Annotated in this window: 11 protein-coding genes; 10 read left to right on the top strand and 1 reads right to left on the bottom strand. The window is 32.9% G+C overall.

Annotated elements, in window-relative coordinates:
- Window positions 1-6: 6 nt before the first annotated feature.
- The 4 genes from yidC (at window position 7) to Z054_RS0116860 (ending at window position 5,001) form a co-directional block, all read left to right on the top strand.
- Window positions 7-1,890 carry a membrane protein insertase YidC gene (gene yidC, locus Z054_RS0116875; protein ID WP_024771222.1) on the top strand — a complete coding sequence of 628 codons (1,884 nt, stop codon included), beginning with the start codon at window positions 7-9 and terminating at the stop codon, window positions 1,888-1,890.
- Between the two features lie 148 nt (window positions 1,891-2,038).
- Window positions 2,039-2,728 (top strand): toxin-antitoxin system YwqK family antitoxin, encoded by a 690-nt coding sequence (locus Z054_RS0116870; RefSeq protein ID WP_024771221.1) that lies wholly within the window; start codon window positions 2,039-2,041, stop codon window positions 2,726-2,728.
- 113 nt (window positions 2,729-2,841) lie between these two features.
- Window positions 2,842-4,029, top strand: coding sequence for a tRNA 2-thiouridine(34) synthase MnmA (mnmA, locus tag Z054_RS0116865; RefSeq protein WP_024771220.1), 1,188 nt, complete (start codon window positions 2,842-2,844; stop codon window positions 4,027-4,029).
- 27 nt (window positions 4,030-4,056) lie between these two features.
- Window positions 4,057-5,001, top strand: coding sequence for an NAD(P)H-dependent flavin oxidoreductase (locus tag Z054_RS0116860; protein WP_024771219.1), 945 nt, complete (start codon window positions 4,057-4,059; stop codon window positions 4,999-5,001).
- A gap of 9 nt (window positions 5,002-5,010) precedes the next feature.
- Here Z054_RS0116860 and Z054_RS0116855 read toward each other — a convergent pair whose 3' ends face one another.
- Entirely contained in the window at window positions 5,011-6,315 is a 1,305-nt protein-coding gene (locus Z054_RS0116855; protein WP_152538591.1) for a glycosyltransferase, read from the bottom strand.
- A gap of 90 nt (window positions 6,316-6,405) precedes the next feature.
- On the opposite strand from Z054_RS0116855, the gene mazG reads away from it, so the two are divergent.
- From mazG to Z054_RS0116825, 6 genes are all read left to right on the top strand, one after another.
- Window positions 6,406-7,179 carry a nucleoside triphosphate pyrophosphohydrolase gene (gene mazG, locus Z054_RS0116850; protein WP_024771217.1) on the top strand — a complete coding sequence of 258 codons (774 nt, stop codon included), beginning with the start codon at window positions 6,406-6,408 and terminating at the stop codon, window positions 7,177-7,179.
- 330 nt (window positions 7,180-7,509) lie between these two features.
- Window positions 7,510-8,988, top strand: coding sequence for a helix-turn-helix domain-containing protein (locus tag Z054_RS28750; protein WP_024771216.1), 1,479 nt, complete (start codon window positions 7,510-7,512; stop codon window positions 8,986-8,988).
- A gap of 576 nt (window positions 8,989-9,564) precedes the next feature.
- Window positions 9,565-12,603: a SusC/RagA family TonB-linked outer membrane protein gene (locus Z054_RS0116840; protein ID WP_024771215.1), complete on the top strand. Its 3,039-nt coding sequence runs from the start codon at window positions 9,565-9,567 to the stop codon at window positions 12,601-12,603.
- Window positions 12,604-12,616: 13 nt separating this feature from the next.
- Complete coding sequence (locus Z054_RS0116835) at window positions 12,617-13,966, top strand: RagB/SusD family nutrient uptake outer membrane protein (RefSeq protein ID WP_024771214.1); 1,350 nt, start codon at window positions 12,617-12,619, stop codon at window positions 13,964-13,966.
- A gap of 403 nt (window positions 13,967-14,369) precedes the next feature.
- On the top strand, window positions 14,370-15,806 hold the full coding sequence (locus Z054_RS0116830; RefSeq protein WP_161635302.1) for a helix-turn-helix domain-containing protein: 1,437 nt from the start codon (window positions 14,370-14,372) through the stop codon (window positions 15,804-15,806).
- A gap of 260 nt (window positions 15,807-16,066) precedes the next feature.
- The gene (locus tag Z054_RS0116825) at window positions 16,067-19,144 is read left to right on the top strand and encodes a SusC/RagA family TonB-linked outer membrane protein (protein WP_024771212.1); all 3,078 of its coding nucleotides are present in this window, start codon (window positions 16,067-16,069) and stop codon (window positions 19,142-19,144) included.
- The last annotated feature ends 5 nt before the right edge of the window (window positions 19,145-19,149 follow it).

Below are 19,149 nucleotides of genomic sequence, written 5' to 3'. Positions count from 1 at the left end.
CAATACATGGAAGAAAAGAAATTTGATCTTAATTCGATAATTGGATTTGCACTTATTTTTGGAATCATCGTTTGGATGTTCTATCTAAATCAACCAACTCCTGAAGAAATTGAGGCAGAAAAAGCTAAAAAAGAAGAACTAGAGTCTGAGAAAAAAACAGACAAGGAAAAAACTACAGATTTTGTAAAGGAAAGCGAAGCTATCGTAGCAAACCCTCAGGATTCTGTTGCATTATCTAATGCAAAATCACAATTGGGTGCATTTTCATATTCTGCTAGCTTGCCTTCGGCCAAAGATGAATTTACAAAGGTCGAAAATGAGGTTTTAAGTCTTAAGGTTAATAATAGAGGGGGATATATCTCGGAAGCATTGTTAAAAAACTTTAAAACCTATGATTCTGTTCCGGTATATTTGATTAAAGATGGGAAGAATGCTTCTTTCAATATTAATTTTGGAACCACAGACAATAGAATTTTAAATACAAAAGATTTATTTTTTGAACCTTCGGTATCCAAAAATGGAGAGAATACAGTTCTGTCTATGAAACTTAAGGTTTCTAATACCAAATTTCTAGAGTATCGATACGAATTGAAACCAAATGAGTATATGGTCGATTTTACTATTCGATCTCAAGGGTTGCAACAAGTAATTAATAGTGGTCAGACAGTAAACCTAGATTGGCAACTGCAAGGAATAAGACATGCAAAAAGTGCAGCATATGAAAATCGATATACCGAGGTTTCATACGAATATGATGGTGATAAAGATGATTATTTAGGGCAAGGAGAGTTTGCAGATGACGAAGAGCAAGATGTGAGTTGGATAGCTTTTAAACAACATTTCTTTACCTCTGTACTTCTAACAGATACTCCGTTCAAAAAAGCATCTTTTACCTCTAAGAATATAGCCAACTCAAGTGAGTTGGATGATAAAGATATAAAAGTGACCAAAGAGTTTTCGGCCTCTATTCCTTTAGAGTTGCAAGGAGGAGAACTTAATTATACCATGGATTGGTATTATGGTCCTACCGATTATAGAATTTTAAATACTTATGACCGTAACCTTGATGAAATAGTGCCTCTGGGTTGGGGTATTTTCGGAATAATAAATAAATATTTATTTATTCCGTTTTTTGGATTTTTAAGTGGATTTCTTCCTTATGGTATTGCAATTGTGGTAATGACTATAATTGTACGTATCATCTTATCTCCAGTTACATATAAGTCATACTTGTCGCAGGCTAAAATGAAAGTTTTACGCCCAGAGATTACAGAGATTAATGAGAAGCATAAGGATAATGCAATGAAGAAGCAGCAAGAAACAATGGCTCTTTATGGTAAGGCAGGTGTTAATCCTATGAGTGGTTGTTTGCCGGCAGTAATGCAGATTCCTGTTTTTTATGCCTTGTTTAACTTCTTTCCAAGTGCATTTCAATTACGACAAAAAAGTTTCTTATGGGCAGATGATTTATCTAGTTATGATACTATAGCAGAGCTGCCATTTACGATTCCTTTTTATGGAGATCATATTAGTTTGTTTCCTATACTGGCATCGGTAGCTATATTTATCTACATGATGATGACTACAGGGCAAACCATGCAAACGCAACAACCAGGGATGCCTAACATGAAATTTATTATGTATTTATCCCCATTAATGATGTTGTTTTTCTTTAATAACTATGCAAGTGGGTTATCATTGTACTATTTTATTTCTAACTTGATTACTATCGGAATTATGTTGGTTATTAAAAACGTAATTATTGATGAAGATAAGATCCATGCCAAAATTCAAGAAAACAAGAAGAAACCTAAGAAGCAAGGTAAGTTCCAGAAAAAAATGAAAGAATTAATGGAGCAGGCGGAACAGCAAAAAGGGCAAAAGAAATAACCTTATTGCTTATACATTTTAGAAAAGCTCCTTTTTTTAGGGGCTTTTTTGTGCTTTAAACTTCGTTTTTTGAATTTGATTTTATAATATTGGTATACTTTTTGGAGATTAGGTTCGTTGAAATAATGTCCCAAATTAAATAGTAGTTATGCGAAGTATATTTTTATTTTGTAGTTTATCTTTTCTTATATGTTTCTCCGCTTTAGGTCAAAAATATAATGGCTATGATGCTAATGGTAAGCGACATGGTAAATGGCAGAAAAAATATAAAGATAGTGATCAGCTTCGTTATGAAGGAACTTTTGATCACGGGAAAGAAATAGGGGAGTTTAAATTTTACAAACCTATTAATGGAGAATTTCCTACAGCAATTAAAACGTTTTCAAAAAATAATGATACTGTTAATGTAAAATATTTTACCCAAAAAGGAAAAGTAATAAGTCTGGGCCAGATGATTGGTAAAGATCGTATAGGGTTATGGAAATATTACCATAATGAATCTGATAAGATCATGATGACCGAACAATACCAATCTGGAAAATTAAATGGAGAACAGCTTACTTATTTCGAAAATGGCCAGTTAACCGAGAAAGCTTCATATATCGATGGTAAACAAAACGGAAAGAGGACTATGTATTCTGATACGGGTGTGATAATAAAGGAATTTACCTATGAAAATGACCAATTACACGGAGTTACTAAGTATTATGATATAAGTGGAGTGTTGATTATCGAAGGGAGTTATAAAAGAGGTCGTAAAGATGGTATCTGGAACTACTATAAAGATGGAAAGCTCTCTGAACAAAAATTATTTCCGGTTCAAAAAAGAGGATTTTAAGATTGATATATAAAATACCGGTATAGATAAAACCATAAAGCATTGCGCTAGCATTGCTTTTTTTATTTATTACTTTTGCATAAAATTTTAAACGATTAAATAAAGCATTTTTGATGAAGAGAGTAATCGTAGGATTATCAGGAGGAGTTGATTCTAGTGTAGCAGCATATTTGCTTAAAGAGCAGGGGTATGAAGTTATTGGCTTGTTTATGAAAAACTGGCATGATGACTCGGTCACAGTATCTGATGAATGTCCTTGGCTAGATGATAGTAATGATGCATTGCTAGTGGCAGAAAAATTAGGAATTCCATTTCAGACTGTTGATCTAAGTGAAGAGTATAAAGAACGTATAGTTGATTATATGTTCAATGAATATGAAAAAGGACGTACACCTAATCCGGATGTATTATGTAATCGTGAAATCAAATTTGATGTTTTCCTAAAAATAGCATTATCTCTTGGAGCAGATTATGTGGCTACAGGTCATTATTGTAGAAAGGATACTGTTATAAAAGATGGTAAAGAAGTACATCGATTATTGGAAGGGAAAGATCCTAATAAAGATCAATCCTATTTTCTATGTCAACTATCTCAGGAGCAACTGGCAAAAACGCTTTTCCCTGTAGGTGAATTGCTGAAACCCGAAGTTAGAGATATTGCCAAAGCACAAGATTTAGTAACCGCAAATAAAAAAGATTCTCAGGGGTTATGCTTTATTGGAAAAGTTAGGTTGCCAGAATTTCTTCAGCAAAAATTACAACCAAAACAAGGAAATATTATTGAAATATCTCCTTCAGAAAAAAAATATCAGCGAGAACGCCCACAATTTGCTTCCAAAAGAGACGAATTAGAATTTTTATCTAATAAATACTCTTATGATATTAATGAAGGTAAGGTGGTAGGAAAGCATCAGGGAGCACATTATTATACTAAAGGGCAACGTAAAGGTTTGGCTGTTGGTGGTACACCAGAACCTCTTTTTGTAATAGAAACAGATGTAAATACAAACACTATTTATACTGGTCAGGGAAAAAGACATCCTGGGCTATATAGGAAAGCTTTATTTATAGCTAGAGAAGAATTACATTGGGTGAGAGACGATCTTAAGCTTGTGGTGGATGAAGAGTTGGAAGTGATGGCGAGAATTCGGTATAGACAACCGTTAGAGAAAGCTACACTATATATGGTTGATTCTGGAGTGTATGTTGTTTTTGAAAATGATCAAAGTGCAATAACCGAGGGTCAATTTGTAGCTTGGTATATCGAAGACGAATTAGTTGGGTCAGGAGTGATTTCATAAGAATTAAATTATACATATTTATATAGTATGAATAAAATTAAAGAACTATTTAATATTCAATACCCTATAATTCAAGGAGGGATGATATGGGCAAGTGGTTGGAGGTTAGCAAGCGCAGTAAGTAACTCAGGAGGATTAGGACTTATAGGATCGGGGTCTATGTATCCGGATGTGCTTAGAGATCATATTCAAAAATGTAAAAAAGCAACCAGTAAGCCTTTTGGAGTTAATATTCCAATGTTATATCCCAATTTGGATGAGATTATACAAATCATCATCGAGGAGGGCGTGAAAATAGTATTTACCTCTGCCGGAAACCCAAAAACATATACATCATATCTTAAAGAAAAAGGAATTACGGTAGTGCATGTAGTAAGTAGTCTTAAGTTTGCTTTAAAAGCGCAGGATGCGGGTGTTGATGCTGTGGTGGCAGAAGGATTTGAAGCAGGAGGGCATAATGGAAGAGATGAGACAACTACATTAGCATTGATTCCTATGGTAAAAGAAAAGATAAATATTCCTTTAATTGCAGCAGGAGGTATTGCTACAGGAGCAGCTATGTATGCCGTTATGGCGTTGGGAGCAGATGGAGTTCAGGTAGGAAGCCGTTTTGTAGCAAGTGACGAAGCATCTTCACATATCGATTTTAAAAATATGGTGGTTGAAGCAAAAGAAGGCGATACGCAGCTTACTCTAAAAGAGCTAGCACCGGTTAGAATGCTTAAAAATAAATTTTATCAAGATGTAGCAGCGTTATATGCTACTGCACCTTCGGTAGATGAGTTAAAAACATTGTTAGGGCGTGCCAGAGCAAAACGAGGTATGTTTGAAGGAGATCTTACCGAAGGAGAATTAGAGATTGGACAAGTATCAGGATTAATTCATGATATTAAACCTGTAGCCACAATACTAGAAGACATGATCAGAGAGTTTGATATTGTACACCATAAAATGAACAATATTACATTATAAAAGCCTTTTTTATTCTGAAATAAGACGGGAGATATGTTGTTCGCAGATATCTAATGTGTTATAAGAATTCATACGCTGTTGTATTTTCTGTATAGTGTCTAAATATTTATCTGTACCTAATATTCTTTCAGTTGCATTTTGTATTGTGACTGCTCGTGGTTTTTCTGTTTTTAGATCAATACCGACTCCAGAATAATCCATTCGGGAACAGATTTCATTTTTACCTTCGTTAACCCCAGCGGTAATCATTGGTACACCGTGTTTAATACTTAGTAAAGCACTGCCATATCCTCCATTCATGATAAAGACATCTATATGTGGCATTACAGCATCATAGGCTATGAAATCTTCGATATAAAAATGCTGCTGAGGGTATCGTTTTTGTAAACCTTTAGTGTCGGTATAACCAGTAGCTACCAGTACTATGTAATCTGAGTCTTTAAAAGCTTCTAAAGAAGGAATAATAAGCTTGTCAAGATTTTTTTCTACGGTTCCCTGAGATACTAATATGATTTTTTTTGACGTATCTAAAATAGCACTCCAGTCCTTTTTTAACTTTTGATTGTTGTTATTGTTGGTCTGTACTTGTAGTGCTCCAACGTATTTTATGGATTCGGGAAGACTATACCTTGGATAATCGATCTCAGGAATTCCGTTTTGCAAAAAAACATCCGATTGTAATGGAGCTATATCAAAAATAGTTAGATTTTCTTCTTCGGATAAATCCAATGAGCGTAATAATTGATTATATACTACTTTTGTTTCATCAAAAATGAGTTTATCTGCCATTAGTTTTATAAAGTTCTGTTTTCTCTTACCGAAAAAAGTTGTAGCAGGCTGATGACCAATGCCGTATAATGGAAGATCAGGTGCAGAAAGTGCTAAAGGCACAACTCCTATACTAGCAATTGGGATATTAAGTTTTTTCTTAACAATAGACCCGGGAAAAGTGTTGTCACATACCAAAATATCAAACGGAAAAACTTGATGTATCTCTGCGATATCTTCATAGTACCCTTTCATTCTATTAATAAACAGATTAATAATATCGAACTTAATATGTGCGATTCCTTTTAGCATTTTTCGATCTGGATACATTTTATCTATCTCCTCAATTTTAAGCTCCTGCGCATTTTGGAACGGTAAATAAGGTATCCCTATTCTGTGTAGTGTGTTTTTATAGCCCTCCCCAGTATACCATCTTACATCATACCCTTTTGTTTTTAGATGAATAGCTATAGCTGTCATAGGATTAAAATGACCGTCTGCAGGTATACAAGCGAAAAGAATTTTTTTTTGGGACATTCGTGTCATTAAGATACGTTTTTTAGAGAGGTAAAATTATAATATATTAAAACTAAACCTAATTTTTGATAAAACATTACTTTTGAAATAAAAACATAAATGAACTCAAGAGAAGATCAGCTTCAGGCTTTTGATAGATTGCTAACGATCATGGATGAGCTTCGAGAGCAATGTCCATGGGACAAAAAACAAACGCTTCAATCTTTAAGGCATTTAACTATAGAAGAGACATATGAGCTAGGTGATGCAATTCTGGATAATAACCTTGAAGAAGTGAAAAAAGAGCTTGGTGATTTATTACTACATATCATCTTTTATGCTAAAATCGGTAGTGAGACAAAAGCTTTTGATATTGCAGATGTAGCTAATGAGATTTGTGAAAAACTAATTCATAGACACCCTCATATATATGGAGATGTTACCGTTACCGATGAAGAAGATGTAAAACGCAATTGGGAAAACTTAAAGCTTAAAGAAGGGAAAAATAGCGTTCTCGAAGGAGTTCCTCAATCTTTACCGGCAATGGTAAAGGCGAGTAGGATTCAGGATAAAGTAGCTGGAGTGGGGTTTGACTGGGAAGAACCATACCAGGTATTTGATAAGCTTAAAGAAGAACTTGACGAATTACAACACGAAATCGAAGTGCAAGATCAGGATAAGATAGAATCAGAATTTGGAGATGTTCTTTTCTCTATGATTAATTATGCCCGTTTTCTTAAGGTAAACCCAGAAGATTCGTTAGAGCGTACTAATAAAAAGTTTATAAAACGGTTTCAGTACCTGGAGTCAAAAGCAAAAGAAAATAATAAGAATCTTGGAGATATGACACTTACCGAAATGGATGTTTTTTGGGAAGAAGCAAAAAAACAATAACCAATGCGTATAGTCGGTTTGAAAACCATATAATCTCATATTCTTATCAAAATTTTCTTACTTTATATTTTGAAACATAGTAATGACTAAGTTTTTTGATAATAAATGGATGTAAGAATACTGTTTTTGTGTTTTTTTCTTACGGTTTTCACTTATTTTATAATATTTTTTATTACCTCGAAAAGCCTGTAAACACTGGTTTTTTTGGTAAAATATTATCGGGACACCCTTCTATAACAGTTTTTTAACAGAAAGAAATCGTAAATTAGGCGTTAAATTCATCATCAATCAATCGTGAGGCTAACTCAAAGAAAAACAATATTAACATGCTTGTTTTTCATCTTTATTTTATCCATTCCTTCAAAGGGATATTGTTTCTTTATTGAAACAAGTGAGAAAAATGAGGATGCGGATTCCTATAAGCTGTTATTTTCTAATAGAACAGATTTTGTAGTAGCTACAGAGACTGATCAAGCTACAATAAAAGAAAAAGTAGTAGACTCTACTGGTATATACAAAGAATTAGCATTCACTTATGCTAAAATTGATCAGCCAAAATTAGCTTGTAAATTTATTGAAAAATATATTGGATCTACTCTTGATGTTACCTTTGTTGGTCATAGTAATTTTGATCAAATAAGTACATCAGAATCTCATAAGGAACTCGCAGATAAGTATTTGAAGCAGTTCGGTTGGTTAGCTATCTTCTGCTTTTATATTTCCTTTGTAGGTTTCTTTATAGCCATTGTGTTAAATTTTCGGAGAGGTACAGATAAAACAGCTAGTTTCTTGATGAGTATTTTTGTACTCCTGAATTCATGCTTTATGGCTCATTTGGGATTATATTTTATGAATTATGAATATTATTGGCCGCATTCATTGTTTATGTTTTCTACGTTTGGATTATTATACGGCCCTATTATATATTTTTATTTTAAGAGAGCGTCACAAAACTATAGATTAAAGCCTCTGGATCTATTACATTTATTACCTACCGTGTTTCTGATAATTTTGTTATTACCTGTTTATTTATTGCCTGCAGAAGAAAAACTTAGAATGGTAATACATTATGAAAGACCATATCTTACTTTAATTTCGGTTTCTAAGCTAATATCATTGTTAGTTTATGGTGTTTTAATGGTCAAGGTTCATATTCAGACTGTTAAAAAAGGACTTTATTTTTCTAAAAAGTTACTTAACTGGCAACAGAATATTATGATATTTTGTGCCATATATATATTGTCATATGCTATATATGGTTTTTTAAATATATTACATTTAGGTAACGGATTTTTGTTTAATATGCAGGTAATCTCATTGGCAAGTATGGTACTATATGTTAGCTATTCTGCATTTGTTCAACCTTCACTACTTGGGAAGTTAAGAATAGTAAAATCGGAAGAAGAGGAAAGAGAACCAAAAAATAAAAATAATAAATACGAAAAATCAGGACTAACACCCAGTTTGTCGTTAGAGCTTAAGGTGAAGTTGTTGTATTTATTAAAAGAAGATAAAATATATAAGCAAAATGATATTACCCTTCATGGAGTTTCACTATTGCTAGACACTACAAGACACAATACTTCTCAGATTATAAATGAACATTTTGGACTTAATTTTTTCGAATTAATTAATAAATATCGAATAGAAGAAGCCAAAGAGATTTTAAAAGGAGAAAGATATAAAGGTTTTAATATTATTGATGTAGCCTATGAAGTAGGCTTTAATAATAAAGTTACTTTTAATAAATCCTTTAAAAAATATAACCAAATTACTCCCTCAGAATATTTAAAGCGGTTTGTTGCATAGTGCAGGTATCTTTGGTAAAAGATAAATTCTTTTCTTTTTGAAGACGTGCGCTTTTCTCAATCTTAATCATCGATCTCTTTGTTTAAAAAAACAGCAGGATATACCACAAAATGATCTCATTATTTGGAATCAAAAAAAAAAGAAAATAATAGACCTATTGTAGGTGTGAATATCTTCTAAGAAAGCTAAATAGTGGCACTTATTTTTTAAAATCTGTCATTTTCTACATTTTTTTAGATCAGATGGTTTATTATTTCTCAAATTCTATTACATATTGATTTTTTACTTGTAAAAAAACATGTTTTTTTAACTAAAAATATGATCTCTGAGGTTGATTTTAATATTTAAATCACTTTCAGTATACAGGGTATTTTTAAAAAATTAAGGATTGTTAATAAACAATCCTTATATTTATGATATCATAAACAAAAGAATAGATAAATTAAGTATATGTTGTTTTTTTATGAAATTTTATTAGAATTCGTAAAAACGTAAGCGTAATTATACACATGATTCTCTTCTTCCTTTTGTGATAAAACTAACTATTTAAGTTTAATCTTTTTAAAAATTCTATTTATGAGGTTACATCATTACAAACTATTTATGCTCGCTTTTTTAATATCGGGCATGATGTGCGCCCAACAACAAATCTCTGGAACAGTTCAGGGAGAAGGAGGGCTGCCATTACCTGGGGTTAACATTTTAATACAAGGTAAATCCACAGGTACACAAACAGATTTTGACGGGCAATACACAATTAATGTCGAGACAGGCGAAGTACTTGTGTATTCGTATTTAGGTTTTGTTACCCAACAGATAACTGTATCGGGGCAAAATCAAATTAATGTAGTGCTTAAGGAAGCAGTAGGAGTGCTAGAAGAAGTAGTTGTGGTTGGATTTGGTACTCAATCAAAACGATTGTTAACTGGTAATGTATCAAAAATTGAGTCAGGTCAAATTGGAGGTATTTCTACACCTAGTGTACAAAATGCATTAATAGCTAAGGCTCCAGGGGTGCAAATCACACAAATTAATGGTAAGTTAGAAGGTGGTGTAAAAGTGATTATTAGAGGTCTTTCTTCAATATCGGCTTCTCAGGAACCATTATATGTTATTGATGGGATTGAGATGAATAATAGAAATACATCCTCGATTGGTGCAAATTTGAACCCATTATTGACAGTAAATCCAAATGATATTGCGTCAATTGATATTTTAAAAGATGCATCTGCTACAGCTATTTATGGAGCAAAAGGTACAAATGGAGTTATACTGATTACAACCAAAAGAGGTAAACAAGGTAAATCACAGGTTTCTGTTGATCTTTCTACAGCGTTTGGAAAACCAACAAACAAAAGAGATTGGTTAAATGCGAGCCAGTATGAAGAATTACTTCGAGAATCTGCATTCAACAGATTTGGAGATCAGGTTGCAGCCGATGATTGGGTAGATAATAGATTGCCAAGATATGAAGGTGATCAGGATTGGAGAAATATTGATACAGATTGGCAAGAAGAAGCTTTTCAAGATAGCTACATTAATGATGTTAATGTATCCATTTCTGGTGGAAATGAAAAAACGGTAAGTTTTATATCTGGATCAACTAATGATTCAGAAGGTATTATTAGAAGTAATAGTCTAAAGCGTTACAGCATGAGGGCTAATATTGACCACAATGTTAGTAAAAACCTTAAGGTTGGTGTAAATGCAAGTTACTCCAGTACTGTGATTGATAGGATTGCAGGGGATAATGCATTTGTTACACCTTTGCAAGTTATTGCGCAAGTACCTACATCACCATCACATCTATTAAGTGGTGAGCCAAATGGTACTAATGGTACAGGTACCAGAACATTATATGCTAATTTCTTATTGCAGGATAAACACTCATTTCGTAAAACTTCTATTAGAAGAATTTTATCGAAGGTGTTTGGAGATATAAATATCTTACCATCGTTAACTTTGAGATCAGAGTTTGGTTATGACTATTTATATCAAACAGTTGATAGAAATACAGGTAGATTAGCACCATTTCAATCTACAAATGGACAGAGTTTTGCTTCGGATAATGGTACAGAAATATTATCTACTAATAATTATTTTACATATGATTATTCATCCGGGGGAGCATCTAGTCTAAATTTTGTTTTTGGTATGACTTATACTCGATTAAAAAACAGAGCTAATTCGGTAACAGGAGATGGCTTTCCTACAGATAGTTTTAGATCTGTTTCTAGTGCAGCAACAATTTCTGCTGGTACAGGTACTTTTACAAATTGGGCACAGATTGCTTATTTTGCTAGGGCATCATATGACTATAAAAAGAGATATCTTATAAATGCTACTCTTCGTCGTGATTCATCATCTCGATTTGGTAAGGATCAAAGAAATGCATTTTTCCCTGCAGTTTCGGTAGGTTGGATTGTGTCTGAAGAAAACTTTTTACAAGACTCCAGTATATTATCTAATCTAAAACTTAGAGCCAGTTGGGGGGTTAATGGTAATACTCCTATCGCCAATTTTGGATCTTTAGCCCTATATGGAGGTACTAATTATGGAGGTGTTTCTGGTATTGCTTTTACGCAAATAGACAACCCTGATTTAAAATGGGAAGAAACTGCACAACAAAATTTCGGACTTGATTTTGGATTTTTAAATAATAGAATAACTGGTGAAGTTGATTATTATATTAAAAAGACAGATGATTTGATATTTAATCAGCGACTTCCTTATGAAACTGGTGCTCCTAATAATGCGGGGATACTTAAAAATATTGGAAATCTAGAAAATAAAGGTTTTGAATTCGTGTTAAATACAGTAAATATTCAGACCGATAACCTTACATGGGAGACGAGTTTTAATATTGCTACAAATAAAAATGAAATTGTTAGTTTACCAAATGGTGATGATTTGATCACAGGTCAAAATATTCTTCGAGAAGGAGAAGCTATCAACTCTTTTTATATGGTAGAATATGCAGGTGTAAATCCAGATAATGGTGATGCAGAATATATTTTGAACACGACAAATGCCGATGGTACAATAAATAGAGACAGGACTAACGATTTTTCGCAGGCAGAACGAATTATTGCCGGAAATCCTAACCCGGATTTGTTTGGAGGTTTCACAAGTACACTGAATTACAAAACAATTGATTTTTCTTTTACTTTTCAAGGACAATGGGGCGCCCAGGTATTTAATGGTGCTGGACAATATCAAGAAACAGGTTTTGGAAACGGTTTAGATAATCAAGATGTATATATTTATGAGAATAGATGGCAAAACCCAGGAGATATAACAGATGTACCTCAAGCAAGACTATTTTTAAATAATGGACACTCTAATAGTACTAGATATTTGCAAGATGCAGATTTTATAAGATTGAGAAATATAACACTTGGATATTCTCTGCCACAAAGTGCATTGGATAAATTAGGAATGAGTAAGATAAGACTCTATGTGGCTGGATTAAACCTTCTAACTTTTACAGATTTTAGAGGATATGACCCAGAATCAACTAATGATGATAATAATACTAATACTAACGTGGGTAGTACTTTTTATTCTGCACCACCGTCAAAGGTATATACACTGGGTGTTAATTTAACATTTTAAAAAAAAATAGATTATGAAATTTTTGAAATATTTAATATTAATAGTGATATTCAGTACTGTATCGTGCGAGAATGAACTGGATATAGAGCCACAACAAAGTGTTTCTACTGAAGTGGCGACATCAACAGCAGCAAATATTGAAGCTATTCTTACTGGTGCTTATGATTCTGCAAGAAGTGGAGATCCCACTTTTGGAGGCGGGAACTATGACGGAGATTTGGCAAATATAGCTGTCTTGTATGGTAATACAGATCAAATAGAATGGAATGGAACATTTGCTAACTTAAGAGAGCTGTTTAATAAAGAACTGGATAATGTTAATGCTAGTGCTAATGGAATGTGGCGTGATGCTTATTTGTTATTTGGTGCTGTTAATACAGTAATGGCAAACTTAGATAAGTTCGACGATGAGGATCAAAAAAATCGAGTTGAAGGAGAAGCATTATTCTTAAGAGGGCTCGCATACTTTGATATCATACGTTTGTACGGCCAACAATACAATGCGGGTGGAGGAAATACTCAAGCTGGTGTTCCTATTGTTCTGGACCCTCCAAGTCTTGAGCGATTAGTTCCTAGAAATTCTGTAGAAGAGGTGTATACGCAAATTATACAGGATTTAACAAGCGCTTACAGTAAATTACCTGATACTAATGGAGATAGAGCTGATAAATATGCGGCTCAGGCAGTTTTAGCAAGAGTGTATTTGCAACAAGGTAACTATGCTGCTGCAAGAGATGCTGCAGATGATGTGATACAAAATAGCGGGCATAGTTTAATGCCTGATTTTAATGCTGTATTTGATTCTGATGATAATACGGCAGAGAGTATCTTTTCATTTGTTGTTACAAATCAAGAAGGAGCTAATCGACAAGTACAACATTTTGCAAGCGAAGCTTTAGGAGGTAGAGGAGGAGATATATCTATTGCTCAGGCTTATATAGATAAGTTTGATTCTGCTGCGGATGAAAGAAGAAATTATACCTATACAGATGGAGGATTAACTTTAAGCTCTAAATTTGTAAGACAATTTGCTAATACTCAGCATATCAGATTTGCAGAAATGCATTTAATAAGAGCTGAAGGTAACTTTAGAGAAGGTACATCTATTGGTATGGCTCCATTGGCAGAAATAAATGCCGTAAGAGCGAGATCTTCTGCTCCTGCACTTGGCGCATTAACGATTGATTTAATTTTGAATGAAAGAGAATTAGAACTAGGTTTCGAAGGATTTGCTTTACATGATTATAAACGAACGCAGCGTAATATAGGCGGATTGCCTTATAATGACAATAAGTTAGTTTTTCCTGTGCCTCAGCAAGCAAGAGACAGAAATGATTTGTTAGATCAAAACCCAGGATATTAAACTAACATTTTTTACTATAAATACTACTCTTAATTTTTTATGAGTAAAATTGCCCGCCAATACTATTGGCGGGCAATTTAATTTCTACACTTCTTTGATGAGTATTTCATGACTTCTTCTTGTTCTTCAAAATGAAGTCGATAACTTAAAAAAAAGAAAAGTAAACAAGTTTTTACTAGTATAGATGTTATTAGTGAAGGCAATTATAGCCCTAAAGTTATTTTTTGCGTACTAGAATGTAATTTTTAAAGGATTAATCCGACTATATTAAGTAATTAGGTTTTAAAAAACATATTGTACCATATTGATCATAATTATCCTAAGAATAATTATGCGGCTAACTCAGAAAACACAAAGATCAATTCTAGTACTGATTGTCCTTATTTTATTTATTTCTTCAAAAATGTATTGTTATGAAAAAGAAATAAATATAAAAAATAAGGACACTAGTGAGTATGGCCATTTATTTTCTACTAATAATTATGAGTTAGAAGCGTATAAATTAAACTCAGAATCCTACCAACAAGTACGAAAAGGAAAAAATGTTGATTCGATAGCTTTATTTAAGGAATTAGCGTTTTCTTACGCTAAAGCTAATAAAGCAAAATTGGCCTGCCGATATATAGAAAAGTATATACAAATAAGCCTCGATGTCTCGTTTGTGAGTCATAGTAATTTTGATCCAATTAATGATTCTGATTCCTATATCCGATTAGTAGATAAATATCATCAGAAATTTGATTTTTGGTGGTTGCTTTCTTTGTACGTTGGGTTTGTAGGCGTGTTTATTTCGGTAGTACTAAATTTTAGAAGGCGCTCAGACAAAATTGCTAATTTCTTAATGAGTGTTTTTTTATTTCAACATTCAGTTTTTATAATTAATATCAGTCTATTACCTACAAATTATGAATTCTATTTTCCACATTCATTATATCTGTCAACATTGTTTTCTTTTTTATATGGGCCACTTATTTACTTTTATTTTAAAAGAGTAATTATGAGATATAGGTTTATGCCTATAGATTTACTGCATTTGGTACCAACACTGCTACTTCTCCTTTTATTACTCCCAGTATATAATTTATCTGTAGAAGAGAAATTGTGGATGATGTTAAATGATAAACGCCCATATATAGCCTTAATATCAGATTCTAAGCTTTTGTCATTATTGATATATATGATTTTGGTGATAAGAATATATATTAAATCGGTTAAGAGTAATAGGGTTATATCTAGAATACAACATCACTGGCATAGAAATATTATTATATTATGCTCACTACATATAATCTCGTATGTCTTTTATGATATCCTGATGATAAGGCGTGTAACAGATGATTTGCCTATTAATTTTCAAATCTTGTCAATTGCATTGTTGATTTTATATATTAGTTATACTGCATTTGTTGAACCTAGCATATTTAGTGGATTAAAAATGATTAAGGACGAAGTGCAGAAAGGGTTAAATAAATATAAAAAATCGGGACTTACAGAACAACTTTCACTAGAGTTAAAAGAAAAACTATTGGAGTTATTGGATCAAGATAAAATATATCGAAAAAATGATATAAGTCTACAAAAGCTTTCAGAATTACTTAATACTACAAGGCATAATACTTCTCAAATTATAAATGAACACTTCAATCTTAACTTTTTTGAGTTGATTAATAGGTATAGAATTGAAGAAGCAAAAAAAATTTTAAAAGGTAAGCAATATCAATATGAGAATATCAATATCATTGATGTGGCTTATGAGGTTGGTTTTAATAACAAAGTGACTTTCAATAAATCATTCAAGAAATACAATCGAATTACGCCATCAGAATACGTTAAATCCTAAAGGTAAAGGGGCTCGCGTACGGGTAAACTTTCTTCGGTTAAGGGTAAAAGCTTATAGGGGTTACCTTTCTTCATGCCTGTAAAATGTTTCTTTGGGCTATAATCATAAATAGGGAGGATGAATGTATTATTTCCATTTAAACTTTGTTCAAGTTTTGTGAAAGTAAATTTGAGTTAGCCATCAAAATATTCTAATCCTTCCTTTTATGGTTATATCTAATAACTATGTTAAGTATTAATTTTTTGAAAACTTTTTTATCTATGAAAGTACATTATTACAAGTTTCTAATGTTATTTTTCTTTGTGTGTAGTATTACATTCGCGCAAGGAGAAAGCGTGTCGGGAACAGTTACAGATGATAAGGGATTACCTCTTCCGGGAGTAAATGTCCTTATTAAGAATACAAATAACGGAACTCAAACTGATTTTGATGGAAATTACACAATCTCTGCTAGTAGAGGTGCTGTAATTTCTTTTAGTTATGTTGGTTTTGAGACCAAAGACGTTGTAGTTGGTCAGAATACTACTATAAATATTCAGTTAGCTACTTCTGCTGCCGAATTAGAAGAAGTTGTTGTTACTGCATATGGTGTTTCTAGAAGGTCAAATGTGACCTCTGCGATATCAACAGTAGGCGCGCAAGATTTACAAGATTTTGTACCTTCTACCAGTATTGATAATATTCTTCAGGGTCAAGCCGCTGGTGTGCAGGTTACTGCTGCAAATGGACGACCAGGGAATACTGCATTTGTTCAAATACGTGGTGTTGGTTCAATTAATGCTAGTACAACTCCTCTTTATGTAATAGACGGAGTTCCTGTTCCTATTACTGATAATACCTTAAATAATAATATTAACCCATTAGGAAACTTAAACCCTAATGATATAGAGTCTCTATCTATACTTAAAGATGCTGCTTCGGCTTCTAAATATGGATCTAGAGGAGCAAATGGTGTAGTATTAATTACTACTAAGAGAGGTAAAAAGGGAGAAGCTAAAATTAAATTTATTTCTTCTTATGGTTTTGGAGAGCGTATTCCAGATTCTTTTGATTTAATGAATGCAGCTCAGAAGCTAGAAATAGAGCGTCAATATGCTGCTTTAGGTGTTGGTGCTGCACAAAGTTTACCTGGTGCTACAGCTACTACTCCTGAGCAACGCCAGGCGTTTATTGATTTGGATACAAATTGGGAAGATGAGCTTTTAAGAAAATCAGTAATTCAGTCTAATTCTTTATCTATATCTGGTGCTGGTGATCGTTTGAGCTATTTTTTCTCACTTGGATATAACAAGGATACCGGTATAATTGATAGGATTAAAGGTTTTGAACGAATTACAGCTCGTTTAAATACTACGTATCAAGCAAAAGATTGGCTTAGTGTAGATGCTAATGTTTCTTTTGCCAGAAGTACTACAGATCTTCCTAGAGATAGAAACAATGTTCAGAATCCATTTAGAGGATTGTATGATTATAATCCTTATGATCCACTTTTCTCTAGAGATACAGATGGAAGTATTTTGTTAGATTCTCAAGGAAACCCTGTATATAACCCAACAACTACATTTTTTCCGATTGCTTTAGCTTTACAAACAGAGCCAGAAAACAATCGTAACTTTTTAATTTTAGGTAATGTAGCTGCAGATCTTACGCTGTCAGATAAATTTTCAAATCGTTTCGCTGTTGGACTTGTAAGTAATCGTTTTAACAGAACAAATAGATCAATTGCAGGAGGAGTATTACAAGGATTTATCGGAGATGCTAATTTCCCTGGAACTCAGACTGAAAATTTTGCCCTTGATTTTGAATATAATGTATCGAACTTATTTAGCTATAATGATACTTTTAATGACCTACACAATGTATCTGCTAGTTTCTTATTAGAATATAACGAAAATATCAGAACAGATTTATTTGCAACAGCAAGAGGGTTTCCTTCTCCAGATATTCCATATTTAGATGTTGCTGCAGAAGCTACAGCTGCTGGATCAGAAGAAGATAGAAGAATTTTATTCTCTCAGGCAGTATTTGCAGATTATGATTTTGATGGTAGATATATTGTTTCTGCTTCGGTTAGACGTGATGGATCTTCTAGATTCGGACCAGATAATAAATATGGTACCTTTGTTAGTGGAAGTTTAGCTTGGAATATAGCTAAAGAAAGTTTTATGGATGATTCATTTTTTAATGACTTAAGACTTCGTGCTTCTTACGGAACAGCAGGTAACCAGAATATTCCTAATTTTCAATTTTTACCGGTACTAGGGTTTAATAATACGTATAACGGTCAGACAACAGCTGTACCTTTAAGAGCGCCAAACCCAGCTATTCAGTGGGAGTCTCAAGCTATTCTTGATATTGGTTTAGAATATGCTTTCTTTAACAATAGAATTAGTGGTGTTGTAGATTACTTTAAGAAGACTTCAAAAGATCTTCTTCTTAACAGACCTATTTCTTTTACCGTTGGAGATGAGGATAATGCAATTTTCCAGAATATTGGTGAGGTAGAAAATAGTGGTTTTGAAATTACTTTAAATGCTGATGTAATAAGAACAGATAACTTCCTTTTATCTATGGGAGGAAATATTACACTGTTGGATACAAAAGTTAATAAACTGATCAATAGTCAGGATATCGTTACAGGAACATTTGGTAATATCATTCTTAGAGAAGGACAAGATATTAATTCTTTCTATCTAGTAGAATATGCTGGAGTGAATCCTGCCAATGGTGCACCGCAATATGTAGACCTTGACGGAAATGTTACAGAAACATACAATGATAGTTTCCAAAAAATCCAAGAAGGAAAATCTCCAATAGCTAAATATGAAGGAGGGTTTTATACTTCTGTAAAATATAAAGGATTTGGTTTAAGAGGTGATTTTGTATACCGAGGAGGAAACTATATATTGAACAACCAACGTCAACAAGGTATCGCAATAGGAAACATTAACAGAAACCTAAGAACAGAAGCTTTTAATTACTGGAGACAACCGGGAGATACTAATGTTTTACCTAGTCCATTATTTCAAGCTAATGCGGATCAAGGAGGAACAACAAGATTCTTAGAAAAAGGTGATTTTATTAGATTGAGAACATTAACTCTTGATTATAATATGCCTAGGAAATTCTTAGACGTTATAAAATTAGAATCACTTAGACTTTTTGTTACGGGTCAAAATATTTGGACAATAACAGATTATAATGGTGATCCAGAAATCGGTATAGGTTCTGCAGAATCAGGAGATCAAGGAAATGCAGGTTTTGTTCCTGGAGAGTTTAGTTTGTTTAGTTACCCACAAACGAGATCTTACACGTTTGGAGTTGAAGTAGGATTTTAATTAAA

The organism is Aquimarina macrocephali JAMB N27 (assembly GCF_000520995.1).
GTDB lineage: Bacteria > Bacteroidota > Bacteroidia > Flavobacteriales > Flavobacteriaceae > Aquimarina > Aquimarina macrocephali.
This window is presented reverse-complemented; position numbering and strand designations above follow the sequence as displayed.